The following is a 17281-nucleotide window of genomic DNA, read 5'->3' as shown; positions in this document are numbered from 1 at the left end:
TTCATTCTTATTGCTGCTAATAATCTGTTACAATGGCTTCGGGCAAGTTGAAAACGCTTTGCTGATATTTTCAAGGATTTCCCCATCGCTTCCAGCCCTACAAAACACGAAGCCGATTCAACAGGAGCGATCCTTGTAAAAATCGGAGATATCGATAGCCTGAATTTAGCCAATATTGGCTCCTGGCGGTTTTGGCAAAGGGATAAAACGGCACTAAGCGTTCCTGATTTTGCGATTAGCGGTAATACCGCTGAAGTTAAATTTTCAGAGCTAAGTGGTAATCTAGAGCAAGGGCCGATGGAGATCCAGCTCCACGGCAAGCTTACGAAGATAGTAAATGAACAAAATGTAACAAAGGACACACTTTTGTGGGAGTTCATCCTGAACAAAGTGGCTGATCCTGGCTCAGAAGCCGTCGGGGCGACTACCGAAAGCGCTTCCAAAATACCTCCAGAAGACTATCTCGAAGCAATCAGAACCCTGCATCCGAAATTTGAGCAAGACAAAGTTTATCAGGAAGACAATACGATATTCCTGTTTATCGGAGAAGACCTGACACGCATTCCCGGCACGGAATTTCCAAATTGTATCAGCAGCAACGTGACTTACGTCATGGAGTATTTTACCAAAAGAGAAGACGCAAAGGTGAATTTTCGTGGAGAGGCCAGGCAGGCAGAGGGGATAGTAATATCGTTCCAATCCTTAAAAGATGCATCACAGGGCAGCATCAGGCACTACACTTCCCAACCCTTTGGCCCTTTCGAACAGGGAGCTGATTTCTTCATCAGCGTTGATGGGGGCCCGGTCAAGAATTTTTCGTTTAACGCATGTTCGGCAGCTTATCATGTCAGCATTTCCGCCGGCTTTTTCGGGTCTTCTCTGAACAATCCGGAAAATATAACCCAAACGGTTGATGACGGAACACTTTATGCCGATAACCAAACCAGCCAGAAGGCGATAACCATTATGGCGCTGTTTTATCCAATCCCACGGGACCCTTTTTACAGGTATAAAGAACTCAATTTCTGGCAGAAGTGGAGCTTTAGTTTTGGTACCAAGTTGAGTGATGAACTCTTTAAAGATTTTTATTAGGGCTTAATTTCGAATTTTCAAAGGGAGGCAATTTCACCGGCGGTATTCACTATGGTCAGCACCGCATTGTTCAGGGCTATGAGAAGTTCGATTTCGGGAAAGACCTCTTCACAGGGAAATTTGATAACAAGCAAACCAACCTTCGTTGGGACGTGGGTTTTTTCGTCGGCGTGACGCTGGACTTGAGAATTTTGAATGCACTCCGCTCCAACGGGCAAGATCAGAAAAAAAGAAATACAGAAAGGACTGGTTCAAATTGAAGATATCATGAAAACAACATTGCTTTTAGTCCTTGTCTTCAACTTGTGTCAGTCGAAAATACCAGTATGTGGCCAGCAGAGGCCAGCTGCGGGACCAGATACCACCAGTTGGAATAGCAGCAAGCAAATCAGCGTCTTCCTGGGCGACTATCTTCTGGCTCCAACAAAATCTAACAATTTCTATGCATTCATTCAGTACAATCACCTGTACTCTTACGGGGATGGGGTCAAAATGCCCAGAATATCGATATTGTTAAATCCGGCAATCACATTAGGAGGCAGACTGAAAAGCAGTGATCCCCTGTTTAACAGTTTCAAACCTTTGCAACAGGGCCGGGTAAGTCTTTTACCAACACTTATTGTTTCAAGTTACATAGATAACGGCCAGAAAAAGGATATTGAATTATTTGCCTCGGTTAAGGCAGGTATCAACTACTATCCTTTAATTGAAAACACGGGAACCCGCGCACACGGTCTGAACGGGTACGAACAGTGGCAGGTGGGTATCGGAGGCGGAATTGATTTCAAATCAATAATCAGACTGGAAGGATTATATTACAGAGCTGGTTATGATCTTAATAAAAAGACCCGCCATTATTTCGAAGAATACATCAATGAATCTGCTTTTTTCAATGCGGTCCGGGTAACAGCCAAATTTAAGATATACAAAGGCCTGAGTGGCGTCGTGGATTGGCACGGCTTTGCCAACTCTTATAACAATGAGAAGTATTATTCTGTCGCGCTCAATTACGACTATTCTATACCACGGAAAAAAGTCGGTAGCAGCACCCCTTTCACTCTGACTGGAGAAGGTCCGGAAACAGTGTCTCGTGAAGGAGAATTCATTCCAAAAACCAATGTTGCAACCCGGGGGCAAAGTCAAAGTAGCAAATCGCCTTCAACGCTGGTGACATCCCCCAAGCCCAGACTAACTCAACCAGCCTTACCAGCCATTTTGCCGGAGTTGCGCTTATCGGAGGTACTTCATTACAATGGAAAGCCAACCGATAAGGTTGAATTGAGCGGTTTGGCCAACGATGGTAACCGGATTTATTTCGTATCCGATAATAGAAGTGATATTTATCAAATTCAGCTAAACAGAGGGAACTTTCAAATAATTGATACCATAGTAACTACACCAAAAAACAAGAGTAATATCTATAATTTTGAAGGTATTGCAGTATACGAAAACACTTTTTTTGTTATTGACGAAAACATAAACTCAACGGTTTATCAATTTGCAGCTGACGGAAAAAAACTGAATCAAGATTCATACAACGGAAAGATAAGCTATAAAAAGAATGATGGCTTAGAGGGAATAGCGTTAGATCCAAGAAGAAAAGTCATGTTCCTTGCCAAGGAACGAGATTCTGCCATTATTTATAAAGTAAATATGAAGCAGAAAGAAAATCTTTCAGTTCTCTTTGCCTTGGGAGATCTGACGGATGACATTTCCGACCTGCAGTTTCTGGGAAATCATCTATATGTCTTGGAACGGCGAAAACATAGAATATCAAAGCTCGACTCCACTGGCCGAATAGTCGCCCAAGTATCATTTAAAAGTACTACTACATCGTCATTCGGCTCCTATAAACAGATGTATGCAGAAGGGAATGGCAATGAGAAGTATGGGTTTTCAGAAGCGTTGCTGATTATAAAAGATAAGATATATGTAGGCATGGACAGCGGTAGCAATAAGGTAATCCGTCCCTGGTTTACCGACACGTTTCGTAGTAAAGGAGCTAAATCTAATGGGAACCCGACTGTAATTTTAATCTTTGATAAACCCGATTTTTTCTAGGCATTACTAAACAATTACTCACTTGTAAGTTCATAGATGTATTGCCTTGCTCAAGCATCTATCGATTCACCTCAAACTCCTCATTAATGCCATGAATGGCAAGCGTTTTTATGACTTGTTTTTTGGTTATTCTTAAAGTTCCGGCGACTTCGGTGTGCGTATTCATGATCCTTTTGGTTTTATTTACATCTATCGTAATCCGATAGCCTGATCCCTCAAAATTGTCTACGTATCCATTTGTAGTCGGCTTCCTGCTCACGTGATCGAGGTAGACAAATTTCTCGTTGCTCTGGAAGAATGCGGTTTTGTGCGCACTTACTACCAGGATAAATTTATTGTTGGACAAGCTGGTCGTATCGAAGGTGTAGAAGCTGCATCCGCCGTCGATTTTTATTGGGAAATCGCGTATAAATTCAAACGGAATCGGGCTTTGCTGACAGGCTCTTTGTTCGATATTGTTGTTCCAAAAGAAACCAAACCTTAGAAAAATGAAAATCAGTTTAGCCATTTAAATGTATTTTCTGTTATTCAAAATCAATTGTTGTTCCGGTGGAAATGATATTGCACGCTATTTTTTTAAGATCCCTTCAATTGAATTCACAATCCCTTCATTCAGAATGGGCTGCTTTGTTACCAGGTCTGTACGTGATCCTCGGTAAATGGCCCTGATTATTCCCGTTTTATCAACAATGATGTGGTACGGATAACCGTCAATGCCTAATGATGTAAACAATGGACTTGCGTCAGGCAAAATGTTGTAGTTAAATGGATGTTTAGCCAGACTTTTCACAATCTTTTCGGCATGCTCCGGAGACGGTGCCAGAAATACAACGGGTTGTTTGGTATAGCTGTTTACAAGTTCATTAAGTCTTGGCATTTCTTCGATACACGGGGCACAGGTAGTTGACCAAAAGTTGAACACAACTACTTTTCCATTTAAAGAACCATTTTGATATAGCCTCCCATTAATATCCTTTACTTTAAATTCAGGGAAAGGTTGGCCGACCCATTTATTTGAAAATGCTTCAAGCGGATTAACGGTTAAAACTTCAAATGTAAACTGGACTTCCTGATCGTTTTCTATCCGGTCATTCAACGCAATCGGCTTACCCCTGTTCGCAGCGCTGATACTATCAAACTGAGCTTTTGTAAACCGACGACCAATGGAATCTATATACACCCGCGGTTTTGCAACTTGTGCAGTAGCGCTGGAACTTGTGGCGAAAAGCAATAATATCGCTAGTTTGAAAACCTGATGCGCCATGTCTCTGCAAGGATTAGATCAAATGATAATCGCCAAGCCGGCTTGTGGAATATACACACAAGAACTTCAAAACACAAACACCAAATCCCGGCAGGAACATATCCTTCCGGGATGAATGTCTGTGACGCGCGCCACAGCATGAGCTTCTGTAATTCTGTACAGCCGGTTGTAATGCTTTTTTTGTTCAGAAAATCAATCCCGCTACTTGTCGGAGCGGGTAGTGTCGGATAAGGCGGGATAGTCGGTGTAGCCTTCCGCGCCCGGGGTATATAAGGTAGCGAAATCAACCTCATTGAGTGCTGCGCCGGTTTCTATGCGTGCTGCAAGGTCTGGATTCGCCAAAAAAGATCTTCCGAATGCGACAAGATCCGCGGACCCTTTGTCGAGGGTAGTCTGTGCAGTTTCCGGTGTGAACCCATTGCACAGAATGATAGTACCTGTGAATGATTGACGTATTGCATTCAATGTACTTTCAGGAATTGCGGCAGTTACACCGATGTGCAGGTATGCAACGCCAATTTTTTCCAATTGTTCAGCCAGGCATACGTAAGTTTCATGGACTTCCACTTCGTCGTATACCGGCAGGTCACCCAAGGTAGAAAAAGGTGAAAAGCGGATACCTACTTTCTCTTTTCCGATCGCTCCCGCAATTTCAGTCGCCAGCTCGATCGCTAATCTGGCTCGTCCTGCGATGTTGCCACCATATTGGTCTGTGCGGGTGTTTACGCCAGGATTAAGGAATTGCTCGATCAGGTAACCGTTGGCCCCATGAAGTTCGATTCCTTCAAATCCAGCGCTGATTGCATTGCGCGCTGCCTTCACATGTTCCTGTACAACCTCCTGTATGCCTTCCTCAGAAAGCGCAACCGGCTCGGAATGGTCCTGCATACCTGCCTGGTCGGTAAAAATCTGACCTGCTGCCTTCAATGTGGAAGGACCTACCAGTTCAGCTCCGTCGGGCAGATTGTATTGATGTCCAATGCGCCCGGTATGCATCAGCTGCACAAATATTTTGCTCCCGGCTGCATGTACCTGGTTCGTAACTAGTTTCCAGCCTTGTACCTGTTCTTCGGAGAAAATGCCCGGAATGCGCGGATAGCCCAGGCCGGCAGGTGAGGGCGCTGTGCCTTCGGTAATGATCAGGCCGGCGCCGGCGCGTTGGGCGTAGTACTGCGCCATCAATTCATTCGGGAGGTTGTTAATGGCGCGGCTGCGGGTCATCGGTGCCATCACCAGCCGGTTTTTAAGGCTGAGCCCTCGTTTGGAAAAGGGCGAAAAAATCTTGTTCATTTCCTTCGTGTTTAAATTTGATACACAAAGGTGCTCGGTCTGGAAGGAACAAAATAACCTGATCTGCCTTAATAACAGTCCTATCCGCCGGAAGCGTATTTTTTAGGTTTTAACCCAACCATCTTTTCAAATAACCTGCTGAAATGACTGAGGTTCACAAAGCCCAGACTGTAGCCAATCTCGGAAACCGATTTCCCGCTATGACGGAGCAGAAATGCGGCTTCTTCCATTCGCGCTTTTTGGAAATAGTTATAAATGCTGTCCCCGAAAACCTGTTTGAACTGGTCTTTCAGTTTCGTTTCGCTCATCCCCGCCATCCTGGCCAGCTCCGCGAGGCGGGGAGGCACACTCAGGTCAGACAGCACAGCCGTCCTGACGAGCATCAGGCGCTCCGCATCTTGTTTGTGGAGCATATTGTGCTTCGCTGTGCCTCGTTTTTGAAGTACTTCAAACAGCAGGTAAAGCAGCTGCTGAACATTGATCCAATCGCGGAAATGGCGCAGATCGTGTGACTGGTTTGTAAGGGTAAGTTGTTTCAGGATTTTGTGAAAATCCGGCGTCATTCTTTCATAGAACAGGAACCCAGTACCTGCGGTCAGGATGGTCTCTATGGTACGGTTTGGCTGATCGATGGCGAGCAGCCCGCGAAGTACACTGCGATCGACTCCCAGCACAGTGAAGAAGACCTCGCTATGAGCAGCAAACCGGATATCGGAATTCAGGTCTGTCGAAGCAATCTGGACAGCAAAGTCTGTCGATCCCGAGAGCTGCACAGGTCCGCCGCCTGCAACCAGCGATGCGGCAGTCTCGTTGCTGTGAAATATGACGCTCACCAGATCACCCGGTTCAGCAGTACCGACGCGGGTAAGTTCAAAATCCTGTTTTAAAATGTAATGGTGTACAATCATTTTTACGCCAGCGGAGAACTGGACCCTGCGAATACTGCCTTCTCCCATTTCTTTCGGAATGATCAGCTCATCGCCGCTAAGAGGCACATTGAACTGCTCGGAAAAAGCATTCAAAAAATCGAAGCCGGGTTGGGGGATAAACTCAAATCGCATTGCTATTATAATGGCAGTTTTCTGTACGTTCCATTCATTACATGATGAAGCCGCGAAGAATTTATTAATTTACATCAAGAATACCTTTCTGATAATCACTCCGCAGCGTTTCTCACACTATATCAAAGCAACAGGGCCTGTAAAAAGGTACTTACTTGATTAAATTTCTCAAACATAATCATTAGTAAACTAAAACTGTCGGCCATGAAAAGATTATTGACTTCCTTTCTGCTAGTTGCTTTTGAATCATTTTCGCAAGAGACTGATTCTCGGGTTGTAGTTTCAGGTATAACGAATGATAAGTCAATCGATGAAGTTGTTCTATATGATGCCCCTCCATTTCTAGATATTAATGAACTTATTGTCGTATCTAAGTCGACGCAAAATGAGCGTGGCGAATTCACTCTGAAATTTAACATTGAACATCCTCAGATTCTCAAATTGTTTGTCAAGGGCCGCAGTTGGGAAATGTTTGTGTCACCTGGCAGTAATCAGAAGTTTGAAATATTAAAGGACGGCAATAATAAGAATATTTCTTTTTCCGGACAGAATGCCGGTAACTCGGCATTTTTAAATGATTTGAATGATCATCTTCGTGCCGACAAAATAAAAACACCCTTATACTCATTTACCGAAAACCTATCAGCATATAAAGCGAGAGTTGATAGCTTTCATAAAAAAGAGATTGATTTTTTAAATGAATTTGCTTCTAATCAGCCTGTTGATAAAGCACTCCTGTCTGGACTGCTCGCTTATGAATATCAATCTTTGTTAGATGCTCCCAAACGCTCAAATCCGCAAGTGCAACTTCCTGCAGACTACATGAAGGATATTCGTGATCTGTCGGTACTTGATGAAAAGATCATCGGATATCGGCAATTTTCAGATTATTTACGCAGCAGATTCATACTGTCCAAGTCTAAGCGCGACGATATCAGAGCCAATTTCAGTGCTCTATATCAAGACATAAATCTGAAAACAAAAGGTAAGAGCAACGATTTTCTTACATCTTCATTAATTGGCTTCTATGTAATAAATTCATCATCGATTGATACTTCCAATACCTTTGACGCTGTCTTAAAAAAGGCAATGCTGTCCATTACCGATACGATATACGGCGAGTATCTGACGAAGAAATTTACCGAGTACAACTATCTAAATAAGGCGATTCCCGACGACGTCTTGGATCGCACTATTTTGATCCGGTTTAAAGACAAAGAAAAGAAGACACTTAGAGAATTTATGATGGAATACAAAAGTAGCGCCGCGTATTTCGACTTTTGGGCAAGTTGGTGTTTGCCTTGCCGTTATGATATTGAAGAATCTGAGAAAAGCAAAGCGTTATTGAGTGAAGAGAAAATACGTCTGGTATACCTATCAATTGACAAAGACCAGAAATCATGGGAAAAGGCTGTGTTGGAAGACAACATAGTTGACAATCAATTTCTCATTCAGGATGGTCTCAAATCCGAACTGGTGAAGTATTATACCGTATATTCCATTCCCAGATATTTTTTTCTGGATAAGGATCATATGTTAAAAGATGTTTATGCGCCACGCCTGGGCAAGAGCCATTTTGAAAGTCTTAGAAAGGTCATTAACAACGATAAGATCCAGGTGACTACGTACAAATAGGGTCAACTGTAAACAATCACTGAGCAAGCAGTATGCCTGTAATGCTTTTTACAATTGACTGTTTATATGGATTCGTTGATTCGTCGTTGCTTAATAGGATGATGCAATACCTCTTTTCAATGGGCCTGAATAGGATACTTGCAAAACATGGTATACCTCCTTCATGATATACTACCTTGCCGATACCTGGGAAAGACCGAATGAACCATCCGTAGCCGTAGGTGCCGGAGCTGTTGTAAATCAATTCTTTAAATTCATTTGAGATGAGCTGCTCGGTGTACAGGGCCTGGTCGAATTGATATAGATCCTCAACAGTCGAAAACATCGATCCAGCTCCCGTAAAAACGGCGGGATTGATATAACTGGCTTCGACAAGGGAACTGCCACTCTTTACATACCCCCTGGCAAGCCGCTTAGGAACACTTCCGTCTATCAGACTGCCAGAGCTGCTCATGTTGCATTTATCCAGAATCTGGATTTTCAAATGCTCCGCATAACTCCGTCCTGTTACTTGTTCTATGATATTCGCCAGCAAAACATAGGTGGAATTGGCATAAACAAAGGCTTTGCCGGGCTCTGAGGGTGGCGTGATCTTGTTCAATTCGCCGGTAAGCCAGGCAGTAGTCAGGTTCTTTTGAGAAATGACGGAGGGATCGACGAAATCGGGGATACCAGAGGTGTGAGATAACAGCTGATGGATCGTAACGTCGGCGAGCTTCGCGTTTTTAATCTCAGGAAAATAGTCACGTAGCGTATGAGCGGTTGTCATCCTGCCCGCTTCTACCAGCTGCATAATAAGTAATGCAGTAAATGGTTTGTTTAATGAGGCAATGTAAAAGGCTATATTATAACTGTTTGGCAACGAGTCCCTCACATCCGCATAGCCAAATCCATTCCGGTAAATGACCCGGCCCTCCTCAGCTACCAATACTGATCCCTGAAACTGGCCGGCTGCATAAAGCGCGTGCATTAAGCTGTCGATCTTGCTGGTTTTGTCCTGCGCTGCTATCCTGGCAGAGAGCAATAGGATTCCTGCAGCCATGAAAATGGCTCTTGTAGTGTTCATAAATTTGAAGCTTAAAAGGTTATTCGATGTCCAGTATATCGCCTGGTTTACAGTCCAGTGTCTTACAAATGGCTTCTAGGGTGGAGAAGCGTACTCCCTTGACTTTCCCCGTTTTAAGCAGCGAAAGGTTTGTCATAGAAATGCCCAGTTTTTCGGATAATTCGGTCAGTGACATCTTCTTTTTTGCCATCGCCACATCCAGGTTTATGATAATTGCCATAGGTTATAAGATCGACTCACTGTCTGCCTGGTGTTCGGCTCCCCTTTGAAATACCTCGGACAGCACGAGTAGTAATAATCCGAACAGCAACGTCCGTCCATCAAAACTATCATTGTACCAATCGAATCGCGCGCCCGAAAGCAGGATGGTCGAGCGGGTGTAGTAATAGTGAAGGAAAGTTTCGAGTATATCAAAAAACGCCAGGGATAACACAGCAAAGGCAATCCACTTTATTCTGGCTGCATTCTTGGGCTCAAATGGCTGATTAGCTGAAAAGCCTGAGAAAAGCTGCTTTAACTGCCAGGTCACAAACATGATCAAAGCGATATAAACCAGGTTATGGGCCGTTTGCAGCAGTTTTCTGCCTAAAGTACTGTCTTCAAACGACAGTGTTTGCTCACGGGTAACCTGTTCCAGCTCGTTTCTGTCATGCAGCGCAAAGCGGGCTATCTGATCACCGACCGGCGTTATGGCTGGCTTGGTCTCAGCTGTGTTCAGCGTGAGCGGCCAGGAATACCGAAGATGGTTGTCCTCCAAAAAGACCAGCGCCGGTGTGAGTAAAAACAAGAATTCCAGGTACCAGACCACGGTAATGGCCCTGTTCAGAAAAGAAGAAATGGATCTATGCCCCAGTGCGTTCATCGGCTTTTTTTCTGCCAAATTAATGTATGTTATGTAAAACACAAATTATTTTATGCAAAACATAAAATAACTTTTACATTTTGGTCGAGTTGATATCAAATGCGGTGTACTTGGAACCAGCTTGAAACCCGCCGGATGTAACCACTGCTATAATAATTATTGCAACAAGGTTGCACGTTTAAATTAACAAAGCTTTATTTGCAACATTGTTTCATAAGGCGGTGGCTTGCTGAGAAAGTCGGAATTAATGAGGATACGTGTACTTTTTTGTTTGATAACATTGCTGACTGCGTCGCCTGTGAAGGTTTTGGGGCAGGCGTTGTCTGGCAAAGTGGTCAGCAGTACGCACCAGCCTCTGGTAGGGGCAACGATCACATTGATGCCCGAAAAGATTGTTCAGCTAAGTGATGTGAATGGCGCGTTTCGTTTCGAGCGGGTTGAGCAGGGCAAACATAGTGTTACCGTTTCATTCGTGGGTTTTCAGACCTCGTCCAATTCATTCACAATGTCGTCCGACGCTTTGCAGCTGGACGATATCCTGCTGGCAGCCGATGAGGCACAGTTGCGGGAAGTTACAGTTAAAGACGATTATGCGCAGTCGCGGCAGCAGCAGGTTTCGCTCCATATTGATATCGTCAATGCAGACTATCTAAGGCGTAACCTGGGGGGGAGCCTAATGCAATCTTTGGAGAAATTACCCGGCGTCAAAACCATTGGCATTGGCTCTGGCGCTTCAAAACCGCTGATCCGCGGACTTGGGTTTAATCAGGTAGTGGTGGTGGAAAACGGTATTCGTCATGAAGGCCAGCAATGGGGAGCAGATCATGCTTTGGAGATAGACCAGTTTGCAGCCGGCAGGGTAGAGGTGATCAAAGGACCATCTGCGTTCTTGTACGGTTCAGAGGCGATTGGCGGGGCCATTGATATCAAACCTGCGGCGGTACCAGCGCCTCATTCAGCCGGCGGCGCATTCGACCTGGCAGCCAAAAGCAACAATGCACTCTATGGAGGTTCATTCAACCTTTACGGAAGGAAAGACCGCGTTTTTGCCGACGCGCGGGTCACCTGGCAACAGTACGGAGACTACCGCGTACCTGCCGATACCATTTTTGTTTACGATTATGCTGTGCCGCTTCATCGTAGCCAGCTGCGAAATACGGCAGGGCAGGAGCGGAACCTGCACCTGCGCACAGGCTGGGTCACAGAACCATTCCAGTCTGTATTTTACCTGAGTCACACATTCAGTAAAAGTGGCTTTTTCGCCAATGCGCATGGACTGGAACCGCGGCGGGTAGATCTGGACTTGCATGACCGGTCCTCACGGGACATTCAGCTCCCTTTTCAGCAGGTCTCGCATACCAAAATCATCAATCGCAGCGAGTTGCGCATTGGCCACGCCCACGTGGATTTGGAGCTGGGTTACCAGCGCAACTTCCGTCAGGAGCATAGCCAGTATGTCAATCATGGGTATATGCCACCATTGTATCCAAGTGAACAGTCTGCGCCCGAGACTTTGGAGCGGGAATATGACAAAACGGTTTTTTCCGCCAATGTTAAAAGTGAGTTTGCCTGGAATAAACATAATCTAACGATCGGCGCAAGCGGGGAGCAGCAGCAGAATACCATCGGCGGCTGGGGCTTTCTAATTCCATCGTTCACGCAAGGCAGCGCCGGCGCTTTTGTCTTTGATAAAATCAGGTTGAATGAGGACTTGCTGTTTCAGGCTGCAATCCGGTTTGATCGCGGCAGGATAGCAATTAAAGAATACAAGGACTGGTTTGTTTCTCAGCCTGAAAACGGAAATCATATTCGGCTGACCAGGGCGGAGGCGCTTACGCGCACTTTTAATAGTTTGAACTGGTCGGCGGGGATCAATTACGTGCCCGGCGTCTTTTTCCTGAAACTGAATGCAGGCACCGGTTTCCGCATGCCGATTGCCAAGGAGCTGGCAGCAAATGGGGTTAATTATCACTACTTCCGCTACGAAAAAGGCGATCCTTCTTTGTCAGCTGAAAAGTCCTACCAGCTCGATTTGGGACTTGGCAGTAAAACCACCCGCCTATCTGCGCAGGTAACCCCATTCCTGAATTATTTCCCCAATTACATTTACCTGAACCCAACCGCGCGTCACGATTACTTCTACGGCGCAGGTAACCAGGTTTTCAACTACGCGCAAAGCCGCGTGCTGCGCTACGGGTCCGAGTTACAGGTGGAATATCAGTTTTTCAAACATTGGAGCGCCGCTCTGGCAGGGGAATACCTGTACACCCGGCAGCTATCTGGCGCGAAGCAGGGATATGCATTGCCCTTTTCACCACCGGCTTCTGCGCTTGCCAGCCTCACTTACCAGCCAAGTTTCGACAAGCTGCCTGACGCTTACCTGACTGTCGATTGCAGGTTAACGGCTCGTCAAAACCGGATTGTGCCCCCCGAGCGGCCTACACCCGCTTATCAGGTGATCGATTTTTCGGCAGGTGGCAGCGTGCGGCTCGGGCAGCAGCTTATGTCAGTAAGCCTTCAGGTACAAAATGCGCTGAACACGCGCTACCTGAACCATACCAGTTTTTACAGGCTCATTGGACTGCCCGAGGCGGGGCGCAATATCGTCCTGGCCGTCAAAATACCTTTTGCCTTGAAGGGCAAGGCTCCCAGCTAATGCATTCTAAATTCTATTACTCACCATAAATCCAAACAAAATGAAAATCAAATCAATGCTTGCCCTGCTGCTTGCGGGAGCCCTGTTTGCGTCCTGTAATGATGATGACGATGTAGATGTGGCTGCGCCTGCGATTACGGGTATCGAAATTGGCTCAGGCAACAACAAGAAAGCCCAGGCGGGCAGCGACTTTCACATTGAGGCCCAGATCGTTGCTCCGGGCGATATCGAGCGGGTTCAGCTGGAAATCCATCCCGAGAATGGCAGCGGCTGGAAGCTCGATACGGTGTATACCAAATTAGCCGGACTCAAAAATGCAGAGCTGCACGAGCATGTTGACGTTCCAGCCAATGCAACACTGGGAAATTATCACCTGCATTTAACAGTAACCGACAAAAATGGTAAGAAAGCGGAGATAGAGTCAGATCTGGAAGTGATCAAAGACCCAACTCTGCCTGCTGTGACCGGTTTCGCAGTGGAAGTTGAAGACGCGGGAAAAGGGCTGCACCTGGAAGCTGCAATTGCTGCGCCGAACAAAATAGCCGCAGTTACCGTGGAAGTGCACGGCGAGAAGTGGGAAAAGGAGTTTGAGTTCAAAGACGCTGCAATGGTAGGTCAGACCGCTTTCGATTTTCACAAGCATGTTGATATCACTGCCGCGCCCGCGGGACATTACCACGTGCATTTAAAAGTGACTGATCAGGCCGGAAAGGAAAATGAATTTGAAGAACATTTTGACAAATGATCGCTGATCTGCCAACTATGAAAATTATGCACGGCAAGCCCTCCTTCAAAAGCTTTTTACCGCTTATGCTGGCGGCAATTATGATCACCTTCTCTGCTTGCGAGAAAGATGAACCCGCGCCGGAACCAGAGCTGCCGAAGCCGACTTTGGAGAACCTGGAACTGGGGTTGGGTAATGCAGGGATAGGTGTGATCGGCGAAGATTTTCACTTCGAAGGCAACATCCTCGCCGCCGATAAGATCGACAAAGTAGAAGTAAAGATCTTGCCCAAAAACGGTGAAACGTACAGCAAATCCTGGAAACATGAGATTACCTGGGACCAGTACAAAGGCTTGAAGAATACAACTGTTCACAAGCATTTCAGCATTCCGGAAGATGCGGCGGAAGGTAAGTATGACCTTTTCGTGATTGTATTCGATGAGAATGGTTCCAAGCTGGAAGAAAGGCGGGATTTTGAGATTTTTTCAAGGGCAAACCTGCCTGTCAGGCCAATGATCTCGGGATTTTGGGTTCATAAAAACTGGCAGCATTTCTATGATTTCCACGCCGATAAAGACCAGTACTCTACCGAGCGCTATAAAAAAGGCGATACGATCCAGGTACAGGCTAACATCTCATTTGTAAAAGGGGACGGGAAATTATACGTGCTGCTGATCAGAAAGTCGGCGAACTACAACCCGCAGACGATTGAAGGAGTGGATCTGAGCAAAGCCATTGTTTATGATGTTTTCGAACATAAGAATGAACAAAATGTCTTTGACTTCGGCAACTTCCTGTTCGATGAGGAGAGCTACGAGACAATCAGGATGATCCCCAACCTGGTTATCGGGGCTGAAAAGGATAACAACTCACCCATTCCCAATCAGATCAGCGGCAACAAGGCCTGGCAAACGGGTGACTATAATTTGGTATTGATCTATAAAAATACCACCTATAACAAGACGCTCCATAAAAGCATCCCGCTTGGTATAGATTATAACTAACGGTTTTCCAAACCAATGTCTCTGCTAATCAACTTTAACTAAAAACCACCGGGCCGGTGTAGCCATGCACCGGCCCGTATTTAATTGATCCTGATGAAAAAAATCAAACAACTCTTCCTGGCGGCATCGGTTGCATTGCTGACTGGCGCTTGTGATAAAGACAAGCCAGCCATCGATATTGAATATCCGGTCATCGACACAGCGGCACCAGGTTCTTTTCCCGTGCAATGCAGCACTGTGGAACGCGGGAAAGCATTCACATTCAAGGCGACATTTTCGGACAATATTGCGCTGGGTTCTTACAGTATTGATATACACCACAACTTCGACCATCATACCCACAGCACCGAAGTAAGTGATTGCGAGACTGATCCGGTCAAAAAGCCGGTGAATCCGTTCCTGTTGATCAAGAGTTTTGATATCAATGATAATCAGCAGCGATTTGAGGCTTCCCAGCAGATTGAAGTCCCGGCTGATGTGGACCCGGGAGATTACCACTTCATGATCCGGCTGACCGACAAAGAGGGTTGGCAGACGATCAGAGGGATTAGTATCAAGATCAAATAATTATAGCACGGGGTTTTGTGCATGTTTTAAAAACGCTTGTCTAACAACCATCCGAGTGGGGCAAACAGAACAAGTTCTGATTGAAAGCAAGGTTCGCCCGACGGCGAACCGCATTGCTGTATTGGAGATCTTCCTGCAGCAGCACAGGTCATTGTCGCACGCACGTTTACAATGCTTGCTCAATCATCAGATTGACCGCGTAAGTCTGTACCGGACGCTGCTCGATCTGGTGAATGCAGGCCTGCTTACGCGGCTTGTCAACTCAGAAGGCGTCGCGCAATTTCATTACCGGAAACCGAAGAGCAGGGGAGAGGGTATACTCACACCGCATTTCAAATGCAACCATTGTGATGCCATCACTGCACTTCCTGCCCTTCCAAGTACGTATATCAAGCGCGTTTCATCAATAGGTCATATCCAGGATGCAAGGCTGCTGCTCGAAGGTATTTGTTTGGAATGTGCCAATGCTTTGTGACATTCAAATTGATATGGTACACTGCTGACCATCACTTTTCTGCAATCGAAGCATCTTCAAGAATGTAATTCAGATGCTCTACGTCCTGACTGTTTAATTTCAATTTTCCGTTAACTGTTTTAACCGCATCGGTTTTAAACAGTTGTTTTTTATCACGAAACTGCAACTCGACAATCGATTCGGGCCCCGCGCCCCCACAAAAGAAACACATGGACATAGGCTGCGCAGAAATAACATAAATGTTACTTTCCGGGTCGACTGGTATCATGTAGCCTCTGATCCGGATTTGCCTTCCTTCAAGCTGCCGGACGGTTTGTCCGAAGTTTGGGTAGAGGAAATGCATGCCAAGTTCTTTGTTGAACTTGCGGCTGAAACGTACATCCGAAAGTTGTTTCCAACTGATCGACAGCGGAGGATCAGCTGCAAAGCTCAGCATGGAGCAGGCCAATATGCCTGTTATAACCAGTATTTTCATATTGACAGATTTATTGCCGATGATGCGCATTGTTGAGCTGCATTCTGATCGACTCGATAGCTTCCCTGGCATTTAGCTGGTATTCCAGCATGGACTCGTCTGTCATCTGCGGAGCAGGTTTATGCTGGTGTCCTTCCGTATGCTGATGCGCATGCTCAAAACCAGGAACTTCAATCACGGCTTCTTCCCACTCGGCAACCAGCCGGGCAATGCTATCCAGCCGGCTTTTCTCTGGCGGAACTATATTCTCCCGGCGGAGGCTATCCAATGATTTTTCAACGCTGGTAGCAATGTCCATTGATTCAATATGCACCTGATTGGCTTTTTGGAGTGCTTCACTTTTCTGCTGGACGTCACCACAGCCCAGCATCAATGCCAGCGGGACTAAATAAATGATTGTTTTCATCTGAGCGAACTTTACTATTTGCAACAACGTTGCAAATATCAGTAAAAATTATCAAATCATCTATTTAGTGCCAATTTATGCTTAGTAAATCTGCTCTTTCCCTCCCTGTATCTCTCCTGGTATCACTGCTGCATGTTGGGTGCTGCCTTTTTCCTGTTTTAAGCATTGCGGCAGGATTTGCTTCAAATTTTGACATTCTGATCCGCTATAAACCGCTCATTTCAGGCATTCAGCTGGTTATGCTGATTTACCTGGGCCTATCACTCACCCGGTTTTACACAGGCAAATCGCCATTTCACAGCCGTTTGGAAATTTGGTCTTACCATGTTGCTTTTGCAGTGGCTTTTGCCGGATTCATCATCGGTGTATTCGAACCTTTCAGAAGTGAACAGCAGGTCATGGCGCAACGACAGTTCGAACTGTTCAAGACCCACCGGCGCATAGAGCTTGCCATTTCGGGCCAGTTCAATGGCGGCCGGTTAGAAGAAGATATCAAGTCCATTCGTGGTATTAAAGCAGCTTCCGTGAAGTTGAATGGAGCCTCGGTAAGTGCTACATTCAAGAGTGACCAGGTAAGTTCCTCGCAGATTGTGAATGCGCTGCAGCAACGGGGATATGCCGTGAAGGTCTTGTGAATCGGGCC

General features: G+C 45.8%; 18 protein-coding genes. 9 read left to right on the top strand and 9 right to left on the bottom strand.

Going from position 1 to position 17281, the window contains the following annotated elements; all coding sequences use genetic code 11:
• The first annotated feature begins 297 nt into the window (after positions 1-297).
• Both Q369_RS0118715 and Q369_RS0118705 read left to right on the top strand, forming a co-directional pair.
• On the top strand, positions 298-1092 hold the full coding sequence (locus Q369_RS0118715; protein WP_031529311.1) for a hypothetical protein: 795 nt from the start codon (positions 298-300) through the stop codon (positions 1090-1092).
• A 267-nt stretch (positions 1093-1359) separates the two neighbouring features.
• Complete coding sequence (locus Q369_RS0118705; RefSeq protein ID WP_169739263.1) at positions 1360-3153, top strand: esterase-like activity of phytase family protein; 1794 nt, start codon at positions 1360-1362, stop codon at positions 3151-3153.
• 58 nt (positions 3154-3211) lie between these two features.
• On the opposite strand, the gene Q369_RS0118700 is transcribed toward Q369_RS0118705, so the two are convergent.
• From Q369_RS0118700 to Q369_RS0118685, 4 genes are all read right to left on the bottom strand, one after another.
• Positions 3212-3661, bottom strand: a complete 450-nt coding sequence (locus Q369_RS0118700) for a hypothetical protein (protein WP_031529308.1) — start codon at positions 3659-3661, stop codon at positions 3212-3214.
• Positions 3662-3721: 60 nt separating this feature from the next.
• Positions 3722-4417: a TlpA family protein disulfide reductase gene (locus Q369_RS28440; RefSeq protein WP_051664146.1), complete on the bottom strand. Its 696-nt coding sequence runs from the start codon at positions 4415-4417 to the stop codon at positions 3722-3724.
• 201 nt (positions 4418-4618) lie between these two features.
• On the bottom strand, positions 4619-5707 hold the full coding sequence (locus Q369_RS0118690) for an alkene reductase (RefSeq protein ID WP_031529306.1): 1089 nt from the start codon (positions 5705-5707) through the stop codon (positions 4619-4621).
• Positions 5708-5787: 80 nt separating this feature from the next.
• The gene (locus tag Q369_RS0118685) at positions 5788-6768 is read right to left on the bottom strand and encodes a helix-turn-helix domain-containing protein (protein ID WP_031529305.1); all 981 of its coding nucleotides are present in this window, start codon (positions 6766-6768) and stop codon (positions 5788-5790) included.
• Positions 6769-6972: 204 nt separating this feature from the next.
• On the opposite strand from Q369_RS0118685, the gene Q369_RS0118680 reads away from it, so the two are divergent.
• Entirely contained in the window at positions 6973-8403 is a 1431-nt protein-coding gene (locus Q369_RS0118680; RefSeq protein WP_031529304.1) for a TlpA family protein disulfide reductase, read from the top strand.
• A gap of 16 nt (positions 8404-8419) precedes the next feature.
• Here Q369_RS0118680 and Q369_RS0118675 read toward each other — a convergent pair whose 3' ends face one another.
• From Q369_RS0118675 to Q369_RS0118665, 3 genes are read right to left on the bottom strand one after another with little or no spacing between them, the layout of a single operon-like run.
• A complete protein-coding gene (locus Q369_RS0118675) occupies positions 8420-9469 on the bottom strand; it encodes a serine hydrolase domain-containing protein (RefSeq protein ID WP_031529303.1) in 1050 nt (349 codons plus the stop codon).
• Positions 9470-9488: 19 nt separating this feature from the next.
• Positions 9489-9689, bottom strand: a complete 201-nt coding sequence (locus tag Q369_RS0118670; RefSeq protein ID WP_031529302.1) for a helix-turn-helix domain-containing protein — start codon at positions 9687-9689, stop codon at positions 9489-9491.
• Between the two features lie 3 nt (positions 9690-9692).
• The gene (locus Q369_RS0118665) at positions 9693-10349 is read right to left on the bottom strand and encodes a DUF2975 domain-containing protein (RefSeq protein ID WP_157488245.1); all 657 of its coding nucleotides are present in this window, start codon (positions 10347-10349) and stop codon (positions 9693-9695) included.
• A 229-nt stretch (positions 10350-10578) separates the two neighbouring features.
• Here Q369_RS0118665 and Q369_RS0118660 point away from each other — a divergent pair, with 229 nt between their 5' ends.
• The 5 genes from Q369_RS0118660 (at position 10579) to Q369_RS28435 (ending at position 15757) form a co-directional block, all read left to right on the top strand.
• A complete protein-coding gene (locus Q369_RS0118660) occupies positions 10579-12987 on the top strand; it encodes a TonB-dependent receptor (RefSeq protein WP_084165785.1) in 2409 nt (802 codons plus the stop codon).
• 40 nt (positions 12988-13027) lie between these two features.
• Positions 13028-13732, top strand: a complete 705-nt coding sequence (locus Q369_RS0118655; protein WP_031529299.1) for a DUF4625 domain-containing protein — start codon at positions 13028-13030, stop codon at positions 13730-13732.
• A 17-nt stretch (positions 13733-13749) separates the two neighbouring features.
• Positions 13750-14715 carry a DUF4625 domain-containing protein gene (locus tag Q369_RS0118650; RefSeq protein WP_031529298.1) on the top strand — a complete coding sequence of 322 codons (966 nt, stop codon included), beginning with the start codon at positions 13750-13752 and terminating at the stop codon, positions 14713-14715.
• A gap of 93 nt (positions 14716-14808) precedes the next feature.
• Positions 14809-15282: a DUF4625 domain-containing protein gene (locus Q369_RS0118645; protein ID WP_031529297.1), complete on the top strand. Its 474-nt coding sequence runs from the start codon at positions 14809-14811 to the stop codon at positions 15280-15282.
• A 55-nt stretch (positions 15283-15337) separates the two neighbouring features.
• A complete protein-coding gene (locus tag Q369_RS28435) occupies positions 15338-15757 on the top strand; it encodes a Fur family transcriptional regulator (RefSeq protein ID WP_051664144.1) in 420 nt (139 codons plus the stop codon).
• Between the two features lie 31 nt (positions 15758-15788).
• On the opposite strand, the gene Q369_RS0118635 is transcribed toward Q369_RS28435, so the two are convergent.
• Together Q369_RS0118635 and Q369_RS0118630 are read right to left on the bottom strand one after the other, a co-directional pair.
• The gene (locus Q369_RS0118635) at positions 15789-16232 is read right to left on the bottom strand and encodes a hypothetical protein (protein ID WP_031529295.1); all 444 of its coding nucleotides are present in this window, start codon (positions 16230-16232) and stop codon (positions 15789-15791) included.
• A gap of 10 nt (positions 16233-16242) precedes the next feature.
• Positions 16243-16638, bottom strand: a complete 396-nt coding sequence (locus Q369_RS0118630; RefSeq protein ID WP_031529294.1) for a hypothetical protein — start codon at positions 16636-16638, stop codon at positions 16243-16245.
• A 77-nt stretch (positions 16639-16715) separates the two neighbouring features.
• Between Q369_RS0118630 and Q369_RS0118625 the strand changes: the two genes are divergently transcribed.
• On the top strand, positions 16716-17273 hold the full coding sequence (locus Q369_RS0118625; RefSeq protein WP_031529293.1) for a heavy-metal-associated domain-containing protein: 558 nt from the start codon (positions 16716-16718) through the stop codon (positions 17271-17273).
• The last annotated feature ends 8 nt before the right edge of the window (positions 17274-17281 follow it).

The sequence above is a fragment of the Dyadobacter crusticola DSM 16708 genome (genome assembly GCF_000701505.1).
GTDB lineage: Bacteria > Bacteroidota > Bacteroidia > Cytophagales > Spirosomataceae > Dyadobacter > Dyadobacter crusticola.
The sequence above is the reverse complement of the archived record's forward strand: the minus strand, read 5'-3'. Positions and strand labels throughout refer to the sequence as shown.

What these genes read in the sequence shown, in the direction of transcription:
- Q369_RS0118635 (WP_031529295.1), bottom strand. Translation starts at nt 16,232, where the DNA reads ATGAAAATACTGGTTATAACAGGCATATTGGCCTGCTCCATGCTGAGC.
- Q369_RS0118660 (WP_084165785.1), top strand. Translation starts at nt 10,579, where the DNA reads ATGAGGATACGTGTACTTTTTTGTTTGATAACATTGCTGACTGCGTCG.
- Q369_RS0118700 (WP_031529308.1), bottom strand. Translation starts at nt 3,661, where the DNA reads ATGGCTAAACTGATTTTCATTTTTCTAAGGTTTGGTTTCTTTTGGAAC.
- Q369_RS0118675 (WP_031529303.1), bottom strand. Translation starts at nt 9,469, where the DNA reads ATGAACACTACAAGAGCCATTTTCATGGCTGCAGGAATCCTATTGCTC.
- Q369_RS0118715 (WP_031529311.1), top strand. Translation starts at nt 298, where the DNA reads ATGGAGATCCAGCTCCACGGCAAGCTTACGAAGATAGTAAATGAACAA.
- Q369_RS0118630 (WP_031529294.1), bottom strand. Translation starts at nt 16,638, where the DNA reads ATGAAAACAATCATTTATTTAGTCCCGCTGGCATTGATGCTGGGCTGT.
- Q369_RS0118685 (WP_031529305.1), bottom strand. Translation starts at nt 6,768, where the DNA reads ATGCGATTTGAGTTTATCCCCCAACCCGGCTTCGATTTTTTGAATGCT.
- Q369_RS0118650 (WP_031529298.1), top strand. Translation starts at nt 13,750, where the DNA reads ATGAAAATTATGCACGGCAAGCCCTCCTTCAAAAGCTTTTTACCGCTT.
- Q369_RS0118655 (WP_031529299.1), top strand. Translation starts at nt 13,028, where the DNA reads ATGAAAATCAAATCAATGCTTGCCCTGCTGCTTGCGGGAGCCCTGTTT.
- Q369_RS0118680 (WP_031529304.1), top strand. Translation starts at nt 6,973, where the DNA reads ATGAAAAGATTATTGACTTCCTTTCTGCTAGTTGCTTTTGAATCATTT.
- Q369_RS0118645 (WP_031529297.1), top strand. Translation starts at nt 14,809, where the DNA reads ATGAAAAAAATCAAACAACTCTTCCTGGCGGCATCGGTTGCATTGCTG.
- Q369_RS0118625 (WP_031529293.1), top strand. Translation starts at nt 16,716, where the DNA reads ATGCTTAGTAAATCTGCTCTTTCCCTCCCTGTATCTCTCCTGGTATCA.
- Q369_RS28440 (WP_051664146.1), bottom strand. Translation starts at nt 4,417, where the DNA reads ATGGCGCATCAGGTTTTCAAACTAGCGATATTATTGCTTTTCGCCACA.
- Q369_RS0118705 (WP_169739263.1), top strand. Translation starts at nt 1,360, where the DNA reads ATGAAAACAACATTGCTTTTAGTCCTTGTCTTCAACTTGTGTCAGTCG.
- Q369_RS0118670 (WP_031529302.1), bottom strand. Translation starts at nt 9,689, where the DNA reads ATGGCAATTATCATAAACCTGGATGTGGCGATGGCAAAAAAGAAGATG.
- Q369_RS0118690 (WP_031529306.1), bottom strand. Translation starts at nt 5,707, where the DNA reads ATGAACAAGATTTTTTCGCCCTTTTCCAAACGAGGGCTCAGCCTTAAA.